The organism is Pseudomonas typographi (assembly GCF_014694385.1).
GTDB classification, from domain to species: Bacteria; Pseudomonadota; Gammaproteobacteria; order Pseudomonadales; family Pseudomonadaceae; genus Aquipseudomonas; species Aquipseudomonas typographi.
Genome location: NZ_JAAOCA010000101.1, coordinates 1 through 981 on the forward strand (window position 1 = coordinate 1; position 981 = coordinate 981).

Sequence of the window (981 nt, forward strand, 5' to 3'; positions counted from 1 at the left end):
GGACGATGGGCGTCACGGAAGGATGCACCATCACGCTGGCGCAGTACGACCCGGCCATCTACGACGATGCCGTGGGCCAGCCCTACAATCCCATCGGCTTCATCAGCCTCCCCGCCGGCGGCCTGGGCTCGCCCACGGACCTGGCCTGGATTCAGGACGATACGGCCGAAGTGACCCAGGGCGTACTGTCCTGGACGCCCCCGACGGGCATCGTGACTGGCTATGCGATCACCGTCCGCCAGGGCGGCACGGCGGTACAGGCGCAGCAGGTACCGGCCACCAGCACCCAGGTGCCCTTGGCTGGCCTGCCTTCCGGCAGCTACACCATGAGCGTGGCCTCCATCGGACCGCTGGCGCGCTCGGGTGAGGCAAGCATCACGGTAAACATCGATGGCCCGCCGGTGCCAGAGGCGTGCGCGGTACAGTCTTCGCTGGAAAGCATCGTTCTGATCCCCAGCAACCCGCTGCATGGGCTCAATGGCGGCACCTACGAATATTTCTACACCATGGACGCCACCGCCGAGGCCGATGCCGCGGAATACATCGGCCAGGGCCTGACGATGACCCACACGGGCCTGGCGTTTTACACCAACTATTACTACTTCATTCGCTCCCGCAATGCGTATGGGGTCAGTGGATTCCTGAAGGTGCCGGCGTCGACCTCGAACGACGTGAGGGCCTTCCTGGCGGCCCTGGCCGGTCAGATTAGCGAAACTGAACTGAGTCCGGAGCTGAACGACAAGATCACTGACCTTGCCGACCAGATCGCCGCGCTCGATGGCCTGTCGGCCTACAAGGAAGACCAGACTTACACCACTGGCGACATGGTGGTGGCTGGCGGCCGGATCTGCCAAGCCACCCAGGACGTGCCCGAGGAAACCCCGCCGCCTAACGCGGATTACTGGCTGGACGTGGGCCAATCCATCGAAACGGCTAACGGCCTGGCGCAGCAGGTCGAGCAGAACACCACCAAGATCACCG

Annotated in this window: 1 protein-coding gene; it reads left to right on the forward strand. The window is 64.2% G+C overall.

Translation table 11 applies throughout. From position 1 onward, the window contains the following. Positions 1-981: phage tail tip protein J-related protein (locus HAQ05_RS27825; protein WP_190427591.1), on the forward strand; the 981-nt coding region annotated here is incomplete at both ends.